The sequence below is a fragment of the Pricia sp. genome (assembly GCF_041745955.1).
Lineage (GTDB): Bacteria > Bacteroidota > Bacteroidia > Flavobacteriales > Flavobacteriaceae > Pricia.
In genome coordinates, this window is the sequence record NZ_JBGTHY010000142.1 from 1 (window position 1) to 9,242 (window position 9,242).

General features: G+C 44.6%; 11 protein-coding genes. 1 reads left to right on the forward strand and 10 read right to left on the reverse strand.

Annotated elements, in window-relative coordinates:
• The 9 genes from ACEW8S_RS05080 to rsgA form a co-directional block, all read right to left on the reverse strand.
• Positions 1-708, reverse strand: a 708-nt coding sequence (locus ACEW8S_RS05080) for a hypothetical protein (protein ID WP_373517098.1), incomplete at its 3' end; no start/stop codon positions are given.
• A complete protein-coding gene (locus ACEW8S_RS05085; protein ID WP_373517099.1) occupies positions 695-1,258 on the reverse strand; it encodes an RNA polymerase sigma factor in 564 nt (187 codons plus the stop codon). The genes ACEW8S_RS05080 and ACEW8S_RS05085, both read right to left, overlap by 14 nt.
• A gap of 137 nt (positions 1,259-1,395) precedes the next feature.
• A complete protein-coding gene (locus ACEW8S_RS05090; protein ID WP_373517100.1) occupies positions 1,396-2,373 on the reverse strand; it encodes a polyprenyl synthetase family protein in 978 nt (325 codons plus the stop codon).
• Positions 2,374-2,445: 72 nt separating this feature from the next.
• Positions 2,446-3,492: a 23S rRNA (adenine(2503)-C(2))-methyltransferase RlmN gene (rlmN, locus tag ACEW8S_RS05095; protein ID WP_373517101.1), complete on the reverse strand. Its 1,047-nt coding sequence runs from the start codon at positions 3,490-3,492 to the stop codon at positions 2,446-2,448.
• A 153-nt stretch (positions 3,493-3,645) separates the two neighbouring features.
• On the reverse strand, positions 3,646-4,695 hold the full coding sequence (gene queA, locus ACEW8S_RS05100; RefSeq protein ID WP_373517102.1) for a tRNA preQ1(34) S-adenosylmethionine ribosyltransferase-isomerase QueA: 1,050 nt from the start codon (positions 4,693-4,695) through the stop codon (positions 3,646-3,648).
• A 124-nt stretch (positions 4,696-4,819) separates the two neighbouring features.
• Positions 4,820-6,052, reverse strand: a complete 1,233-nt coding sequence (locus ACEW8S_RS05105) for a 3-phosphoshikimate 1-carboxyvinyltransferase (protein WP_373517103.1) — start codon at positions 6,050-6,052, stop codon at positions 4,820-4,822.
• A gap of 91 nt (positions 6,053-6,143) precedes the next feature.
• Positions 6,144-6,470, reverse strand: a complete 327-nt coding sequence (locus tag ACEW8S_RS05110; protein ID WP_373517104.1) for a nucleotide pyrophosphohydrolase — start codon at positions 6,468-6,470, stop codon at positions 6,144-6,146.
• Positions 6,470-6,922 (reverse strand): D-aminoacyl-tRNA deacylase, encoded by a 453-nt coding sequence (dtd, locus tag ACEW8S_RS05115; protein ID WP_373517105.1) that lies wholly within the window; start codon positions 6,920-6,922, stop codon positions 6,470-6,472. Before dtd ends, ACEW8S_RS05110 begins: the two co-directional genes overlap by 1 nt.
• Before the next feature lie 76 nt (positions 6,923-6,998).
• On the reverse strand, positions 6,999-7,949 hold the full coding sequence (rsgA, locus tag ACEW8S_RS05120) for a ribosome small subunit-dependent GTPase A (protein ID WP_373517106.1): 951 nt from the start codon (positions 7,947-7,949) through the stop codon (positions 6,999-7,001).
• A 216-nt stretch (positions 7,950-8,165) separates the two neighbouring features.
• Here rsgA and ACEW8S_RS05125 point away from each other — a divergent pair, with 216 nt between their 5' ends.
• Positions 8,166-8,978 (forward strand): hypothetical protein, encoded by an 813-nt coding sequence (locus ACEW8S_RS05125; protein ID WP_373517107.1) that lies wholly within the window; start codon positions 8,166-8,168, stop codon positions 8,976-8,978.
• A 41-nt stretch (positions 8,979-9,019) separates the two neighbouring features.
• Here the strand turns inward: ACEW8S_RS05125 and ACEW8S_RS05130 are convergent.
• The coding region (locus ACEW8S_RS05130; protein WP_373517108.1) for a chorismate mutase at positions 9,020-9,242 on the reverse strand (223 nt) is incomplete at its 5' end.

Consider the following 9,242-nt stretch of genomic DNA (forward strand, 5'->3'; position numbering starts at 1 on the left):
TTTTAGGAAACCATCTTTCAAGGCGTCAAAGATCTGGTCCCGGAAAGAGCGGTCCAGCTCGTCTTCTACATCCGCCAAAAGTGCCATGGCATCGACCGATTTGTCATCCCTAAAAATTTTATCTTCGAGTATTTGGCGTTGAGCATCTCTCAAGAGGGAATCGATTTCAGCATCGGTCACGGTACTGTTTTCCCTTTCCAAAACCTCTACCTGAGTGACGATTTCGGCTATCTTGGCCTCTATGAGTTCCTTGGATGTGTTTAAAGGAATAGCTATTTTTTCAATTTTTATTTGTTCGTCTTTCGAACTGACCAAAGCGTCCTTTATGGACTTATCCTGATTGCGCTTGGAAGTACTTTGTATTGATTTATCTTGCTGAACCTTAGTTTCTACAATGGCATTGTCCTCCTTACTTTTTTGCTCTTGGACCATCTCGGATGTTGTATTTAAGGGGATGGAATCCTTCATAACATCGGTTATTTCGGTTTCCGGAACGGTCGATGGTTCTTTCAACGTAAAATAGAGAAGCGAAGCGAACAAAATCCCGATAAACCCAGCAGCTATTCCGTACCATTGAAACCGTTTAGACCTTGGCCCTTCGGAAACTTCCAACTGCTGTGAAATTCTATTCCAAGCGCCTTCCGAAGGCTTTATTTCACGCCCCTGTAATTGCTCTTTTAGCTGTTTTTCAAATTTATTCCGTCCCATATCCTATGATATTTTGTTGCTTTAATCGTTCCTGTAAAACTTTTCGAGCCTTGAAGAGCTGCGATTTTGAGGTGCTTTCCAAAATGTTAAGCATTTCTCCTATTTCCTGATGTTTGTAACCTTCTATGGCATACAGCACGAAAACAGCGCGATAGCCATCCGGAAGGGCATCGATCAAGGATTGGATGTGTTGCGTGTCCCAATCGAACGAATCGATCGTTGTTTGGGGATGTGCCTTTTCGATAACCGTTTCGTCGTACACTACGAACTGGTTTTTGCGTAAATGTGAAATACTTTCCCGGACCATGATTTTCCGGACCCAACCCTCGAAACTACCTTCGTGCCGAAACGTATCCAAATTTTTAAAGACCTTTACGAAACCTGAAACCATTACGTCTTCCGCAAATTGCAAATCTTTGATATACCTTCTGCAGACACCTAGCATTTTTGGTGCGTGCTTTTCGTACAATCGCCGCTGCGCTTCCCGATTACCGGAGGCGGATTTTTTGATCAGCTGTTTTTCGTTTTTGTAAAAGGATATGATTTTCAAAGCTGTTTAGTTGTCTTCTACTAGTATAGACGCAGGAAGGTTTGGAATGGTTGCCTGATGGAGGAAATTTTTTAGGGACATTGTCTTTATGAGGAGCCAAATCAGAGCTCAACTTTGGGGTTATCAATAGGTAAAAACTACTTCTTCCTATCCACCACGTAGTTGACCATCAATTCCAAGGCACTTTTATATTCCGATGGCGGATACGTGGCCAATAACGCCAATGCTTCCTCTTTAAAGTAAAGCATTTTCTGTACCGCGTAGTCCAGTCCCCCATTTTCATTTACAAAGCAAATAACCTCTTTTACCCGCTTCTTATCCTTATTATGGTTTTTCACGGAATTGATGAGCCATTTTTTTTCGGATGCGGAGCAGTTGTTAAGTACATAAATCAATGGAAGGGTCATTTTCTGTTCTTTAATATCAATACCGGTGGGCTTTCCTATTTTTTCAGCGCCATAATCGAACAGGTCGTCCTTTATCTGGAAGGCCATTCCGCAGAGTTCACCGAATTTGCGGAAGATTTCCACATCGGGGGAGTCGGGTTTTACCGAACAGGCGCCGAGACTGCAGCAGGCGGCAATCAAGGTCGCCGTTTTTTGGCGGATGATGTCGTAATAGACTTCCTCGGTGATATCTAAACGCCTTGCCTTTTCAATTTGCAACAGCTCGCCCTCGCTCATTTCACGTACGGCCACGGATATGATCCGCAGCAGATCGAAATCCCCGTTATCAATGGACAATAATAATCCTTTTGACAGCAGATAATCCCCCACCAAAACGGCTATCTTGTTTTTCCATAGGGCATTGATGGAGAAGAAACCGCGACGTTTATTGCTTTCGTCGACAACATCGTCGTGGACCAAGGTAGCGGTGTGGATCAGTTCGATGACCGACGCCCCTCGGTAAGTGCGTTCGTTGACCGCCCCATCGTTCAGTAATTTGGCGGTCAAAAAGACGAACATCGGCCGCATCTGCTTGCCCTTACGGTTCACGATGTAGTAGGTAATCCGGTTCAGCAGCGCCACCTGTGAGGACATAGCATCCCTGAACTTCGTTTCAAAAAGTTCCATTTCCTGTTCAACAGGCTGTTTTATCTGGGATACGATTTTCAAGTGTTTCGGTCTATCTGATTCGGATTTCTAAAAATAGGGAAAATGAAGGGATAAAAAGGTACGACATACTGCCTACTTCTTATTGGCCAATTGCCCGCAGGCCGCATCGATATCCTTTCCCCTTGAGCGGCGAACGGTTACAATGATACCATTGCGCTCAAGGGTGTTCACATACATATCCAATGCCGAATTGGAAGCCTGTCGGAACTCCCCGTCGTCGATGGGATTGTATTCGATCAAATTCACCTTCGAAGGCGCGAACCTACAGAATTCGACCAAGGCATCCACATCGTTCTGGGTATCGTTGATGCCCTGCCATACCACGTACTCGTACGTAATTCGGCTTTTTGTTTTAGCGTACCAGTATTCCAAGGCTTCACGAAGGTCGGCCAGCGTGAAGGTCGCGTTAAAAGGCATGATCGAGGTACGGATTTCATCGATGGCGGAATGCAAGGAGACCGCTAGCTTGAACCGTACCTCGTCATCCGCCATTTTTTTGATCATCTTGGGGACACCACTCGTGGAAACCGTGATACGTTTTGGTGACATGCCCAATCCCTCGGGCGAGGTAATCTTGTCGATGGCCTTGAGTACGTTGTTATAGTTCATCAACGGCTCGCCCATCCCCATAAAAACAATATTGCTCAAAGGTCGGTCAAAGTATAGTCGGCTTTCGTTGTCGATAGCGACCACTTGATCATAAATTTCATCGGGATTCAGGTTCCGCATACGTTTCAAGCGGGAAGTGGCGCAGAAAAGGCAGTCTAAACTGCAGCCTACCTGGCTCGATACACAAGCGGTAGTACGTGTTTTGGTAGGAATAAGTACGGATTCCACAATCAGGTCATCGTGCAGGCGAACGGCATTTTTAATGGTGCCGTCATTACTGCGCTGCATCTGGTCGACCTTGATGTGGTTGATGACAAAATTGGCCCCGAGCATGTCACGCGTCTCTTTGGAGAGGTTGGTCATCCCTTCGAACGAGTGGGCGGATTTCTGCCAGAGCCATTCGTAGACCTGATTGCCCCGAAAGGCCTTATCGCCCTCGGATACAAAGAAATCGCGAAGCTGTTCTTTGGTCAGAGCCCTGATGTCCTTTTTTTTGGTCTGATTCAACATACGATCAAAGATAAAAAGTCAAAAATCCCAATAAACAAAAAATTAGTTTACGGGATTTTAAAAGATGTTCGTAAGATTCCCATCGGAGTTTATACTGAGCATTTCGACTACGTTCAATGTAAATTTCGCCGAAGGGCGGGACTGACAAAGAGGCTAAATGATTAACATGGCGTCACCGTACGAATAGAATTTATACTGCTCTAAAATAGCTTCTTTATACGCTCTTTTCATCAGATCGTGCCCCATAAACGCCGATACCATCATCAACAGTGTCGATTTAGGCAAGTGAAAGTTCGTTACCATGGCGTCGGCGATACTGAACTCGTAAGGCGGGAAGATGAATTTGTTCGTCCAACCGTCATGAATATTCAGCAAATGATCGGAAGAAACGGCACTTTCAAGTCCCCGCATGGCGGTAGTCCCTATCGCACATATTCTTTTCTTCTTGCCCTTGGCCTTGTTCACGATCTCTGTCGCTTTTTCGTCGATAATGAGCTCCTCGCTATCCATTTTATGCTTCGAAAGATCTTCGACTTCAACAGGGTTGAAAGTTCCCAGACCCACGTGCAAGGTGACCTCGGCAAAATCGATGCCTTTGATTTCCAAACGTTTCAACAGGTGTTTTGAAAAATGGAGTCCGGCCGTAGGCGCGGCCACGGCACCTTCATGCTTGGCATAAATGGTCTGGTAACGCGTCTCATCTTCGGGCTCAACATCCCTTTTAATATACTTCGGGAGTGGGGTTTGACCCAAGTCCCGCAATTTTCTTCTAAAATCGATATATGAACCATCGTAAAGAAAGCGCAAGGTTCTACCTCTTGAAGTGGTATTATCGATAACCTCCGCTACCAAATCTTCATCGTCACCAAAATACAGCTTGTTTCCGATCCGGATTTTACGGGCGGGATCGACCAATACGTCCCAAAGGCGCTGCTCTTCGTTGAGTTCACGCAACAAAAATACCTCGATCCTTGCTCCTGTCTTTTCCTTATTGCCATACAAACGTGCCGGAAAAACCTTGGTATTGTTTAATACCATCACGTCACCTTCGTCGAAATAACCGATCATGTCCTTGAACATTTTATGCTCGATTTTTCCGGTTTCGCGATGAACGACCATCAATTTGGATTCGTCCCGATTTTCGGCGGGATATTCGGCCAGTAAATTATCGGGCAGTTCAAAATTGAAATGCGATAATTTCATTTTCTGGTACTTGTTCGGTTTTATAGGCATAGTTCGAATTTGATGAATGTATGTTCTTCGCGTACTATTTTTTGCGGCTGCAAATATACGACCCGCAGATAGGGGATGTCAAGTAAAAGGATGATTATATTACTTCCTTTACGCCAAAACTGAGGTTTTTGAGGTCTTCCCAAAAATCAGGATAGGATTTGGACACCACCTCGGCATCGTTGATACCCAAGGATGTCTTTAGGGCCAGGGGCGCAAATGCCATCGCCATTCTGTGGTCGTTGTAGGTGTCGATGGCCACGTCTTTTTTTATAGTGGTCGACGGGCGGAGTGTCAACGTTTTGTCCGTGACCGAGATGGCGGCGCCAAATTTGGTGAGCTCGGCATGAAGGGCCTCTAACCTATCGGTTTCCTTAATTTTTAAGGTGTGAAGGCCCGTAAGATGGCAGCCTATTCCCAAGCCAAAACAAGTGACCGCAATAGTTTGGGCGATATCGGGGGCATTGGCCAAATCGTATTTTAAGGTTGTCAATTGACAGTCTGTGGTTTTTTTTAAAAGGATATGGTTGTCGTAAAAGGATGTTTTCACACCAAAATTTGAATATATTTCCGAGAGTATGCTGTCCCCTTGTAGACTGTACTTTTTGTAGGCGGAGATTTTAATTTCGCTACCTATCTCGCAAAGAGCTACGATGCTATAGTAATAAGATGCAGAGCTCCAATCCGATTCTACGGTCAAAACGGTAGGTGCCACGTTTGCTTTCGGTAAAACCTTGATGACATTGCCCTCGAAGGCACTTTCTACCCCGATTTGCGATAACAGCCCCAAGGTCATTTTTATGTAGGGCTCCGAGGTTATTTTTCCGATCAGCTCGAGCTCCAGTCCGTTTTCTAGACTTGGTGCGATCAATAACAGCGAGGAAATATATTGGCTGCTGATATTGGCCGGAAGGCTGACCCGATTTTTGACCAGTTTTTTTCCTTTTATCCGTATCGGGGGATAGCCTTCGTTGTTTTCATAGGCAATAGCCGCACCTAAACTTCGTAAGGCTTCCACCAAAACTTTAACGGGACGCTCGGTCATGCGTTGTGAACCGGTAAGTGTAACTTCCTTTCCCTCTTGTGAGGCAAAGTAGCCGGTTAAAAACCGCATGGCGGTCCCGGCATGATGAACGTCCACTACCCCATTTTCTATCTGTAATCCCTTTTCCATAACCTCGGCATCGTCGGAATTGGAAAGATTTTGGATGGTAATATCAGGATATAAGGCCCTGAGCAACAACGAGCGATTGGACTCACTTTTTGAGCCGGTGATTTCGATGTTTGCCTTGATAAAGTTGCTGGATGGTGAGGAGAGGTGTAATTTCAATTTTTGGATTGCTTTGGATATTGTTTGAAGTACTATTGTTATTTAATGGTATAACTTAAAAACAGCGTAAAAATAAAGACGTAAGATAAGGCTATTTCAACTTCTTATTTTTCTGGTGGCGGTCGTGGTCGCGTTTGGTTTTTAGCTCCAATTTTTTATCGAAGGCTTCCTGCAGATCAACTCCCGTTTGGTTGGCGAGACACAGTACCACAAAGAGCACGTCGGCCAGTTCTTCGCCCAAATCTTTATTTTTATCCGATTCCTTTTCGCTCTGTTCCCCGTACCGGCGGGCGATAATGCGTGCCACCTCGCCTACCTCTTCGGCAAGCTGTGCCATATTGGTGAGTTCGTTAAAATAGCGAACGCCGTGCGCTTTGATCCAACTATCTACGTCTTGTTGTGCTTTTGTTATGCCCATTATTCCTTGTTCTTGGTATCGATTATAATTGTCACCGGCCCGTTGTTCAGCAAATCGACTTTCATATCGGCCCCGAAAACTCCCGTGCCTACTTTTTTGCCCAGATCCTTTTCTATTTGTCGGATAAAATCTTCATACATGGCAACCGCCACATCCGGTTTGGCGGCCTTGATATAGGATGGACGATTTCCTTTTTTTGTGGAGGCATGTAACGTAAACTGGCTTACCACAATGGAATCTCCTAGAACCTCTAAAAGTGATTTGTTCATCACACCCTCGGTGTCATTGAAAATTCTAAGATTGACGATTTTTCGGGATAGCCATTCGATATCCTCTTGATTATCCGAATCTTCGATTCCCAGTAATAGTAAAAGTCCGGCCTTTATTTCCGCAATGATCTTGCCATTCACCGTGACACTTGCCTTGGATACTCTTTGGATTACTGCTTTCATAGGTCAGCATCGGTATTTTAAATCATCCGTCTTCATTTGAAATAATCCATCTTCAGTCTTCCGTCATATCCCATCATCACTTTTGCCCATGAATATCAATTCTATAATTCTCATCCTCCCCGGTCACCATTTGCACATAGCTACGGTATCGGCTCCAAGAGACTTCATCACTTTCCAAGGCGTCCTTAACGGCGCATTGCGGTTCGTTCAAATGCAAACAATTGTTGAATTTGCAACCGTCTTTCAAGGCGAAGAACTCCGGAAAGTAGTCCCCTATCTCATCCTCGCCCATATCTACCACACCGAATCCTTTGATGCCAGGCGTATCGATAATTCGACCGCCAAAACTTATATCGTACATCTCCGCAAAAGTTGTGGTGTGTTGTCCCTGAAGATGCTGCTCCGAGATTTCGGCTGTTTTTAAATCCAATCCGGGTTCCAGGGCATTGACCAAAGTGGACTTTCCAGCACCGGAATGCCCTGCGAACATGCTGGTTTTATCCATCATAAGTTCCTTCACTTTTTCAATATTCTTACCCGTCAAGGCCGATATACCGAGACAAGTATAGCCAATTTTACGATAAAGGGCCGCAAGATAGCGTACTTCGCCAAGCTGTTCTTCGTCATAAGAATCGATTTTGTTGAACAGTAAAACCGACGGTACGTCATAAGCTTCCGCAGTCGCCAAAAAACGATCGATAAATAACGGATAGGTAGTCGGATTGTTAAGCGTTATCAATACAAATACTTGATCGAGGTTGGCAGCGATGATATGGGTCTGTTTAGAAAGATTGACCGATTTTCGGATGATATAATTCCTACGGTCCCGGATCGCCGAAATAGTTCCTACGTCGTCGTCTCCCAATTGCTCGATCTCGAATTCAACTACATCCCCCACCGCAATCGGGTTGGTACTTTTTATCCCCTGTATACGGAACTTTCCCTTGATACGGCATTCGATAAAATCACCGTTATCGGTCTTTACGCTGTACCAACTGCCCGTTGATTTGTAGACGGTTCCTCGCATTCCAATTCAAAGTTATCAGGGTACAAAATAACGGCTTTTTAACGTAACGGAAGACAATCTTCTTTTCGAGGATCCTTATACCCAAAATTTACTGGATAAGATAGGTGCCTGTTTTGAACTCGATAGATATCTTACTTTTTCGGACGGTCCTAAAATATGCTTGATTAATTCCAATAATTAAATTATATTGCTTGACGAACGCTAAAAACCAAACCGATGAACCTTTCCAAAACAATATTCGGCACCTTACTTCTTATACTACTCTGTGTCAATTCCCGAGCCCAAGAATTAATTACCAATGAAAGTGTGCTGCAAATGAAGCAACTGGAATTTGACGACTTTATGATCGCTGACAAAATAAATACGTCAGACGTTAAATTCGATGCTTCCATTTCGGCTCTCAGCGAATTAAAAAAGGCCGGGGTTTCTTCCGATATTATTTCGCTAATTATGGAAAAATCCAAACAAAATACCAAATCGAGGACGGGAATTTACTATATGGCGGATGATGGTGCCCTAAAAATGGTGCATGCCACCGTATTCTCGGGCACCAGTGAAGATGCAGTTGCAAATAGGCTGGTCTCGGGATTTATTCCCAAAATGAAAAAGGCAAGGCTGTCAAGCTCCCAATCGAATAACATCATAAATGCGGACAGCCCGGAATTTACCTTTATTTTCGACCCCTCAAGTTCGCAGGCCGACAATATGCAGACCGACCAAGGTGGCGGCGGCTATATGGACTGGTGGTTCAGAACGGCGACCTCGCCCAACGAGTTCGTTCTTGTAAAACTCGATGTGAACGAAAAAAGAAATCTAAGGGAACTGATTACCGGAAAAAGCAACCTGGTCAGCAACAACGACGGAATCGACCCGAAATATGCCATCAATTTCGAAATCGAAGAAATCGAGGGGAACAAGTTCAAGGTAACCCCAACCGATCTTGAGGAAGGTGAATATGCCTTTATGTACCAAGGTCTAGTACCCAACGGAAGAGCCAATCAATCCGTTTTCGACTTTTCGATCCGCTGATAAAATTGTGGTTTTACAATGTTGTCCCGAGCGACAAATAGCTACCCATTGATTACCTTCTCCTGATGATTGATCGATTCTTGGTGGATGGCCTTGAAGAGTTTCAAAATAAACTCTTCGCTTAATCCCTTTGTTTCGCCTTCCAAGATCATTGCGCCCAAAATCTCGTTCCATCGGGTGGATTGTAAGACGGCTACGTTTCTTGTCTTTTTCAAGGCTCCGATACCGTCGGAAATCTTCATGCGTTTCCCCATGGTTTCGATA

What these genes read in the sequence shown, in the direction of transcription:
- rlmN (WP_373517101.1), bottom strand. Translation starts at nt 3,492, where the DNA reads ATGTTGAATCAGACCAAAAAAAAGGACATCAGGGCTCTGACCAAAGAA.
- queA (WP_373517102.1), bottom strand. Translation starts at nt 4,695, where the DNA reads ATGAAATTATCGCATTTCAATTTTGAACTGCCCGATAATTTACTGGCC.
- ACEW8S_RS05110 (WP_373517104.1), bottom strand. Translation starts at nt 6,470, where the DNA reads ATGGGCATAACAAAAGCACAACAAGACGTAGATAGTTGGATCAAAGCG.
- dtd (WP_373517105.1), bottom strand. Translation starts at nt 6,922, where the DNA reads ATGAAAGCAGTAATCCAAAGAGTATCCAAGGCAAGTGTCACGGTGAAT.
- rsgA (WP_373517106.1), bottom strand. Translation starts at nt 7,949, where the DNA reads ATGCGAGGAACCGTCTACAAATCAACGGGCAGTTGGTACAGCGTAAAG.
- ACEW8S_RS05125 (WP_373517107.1), top strand. Translation starts at nt 8,166, where the DNA reads ATGAACCTTTCCAAAACAATATTCGGCACCTTACTTCTTATACTACTC.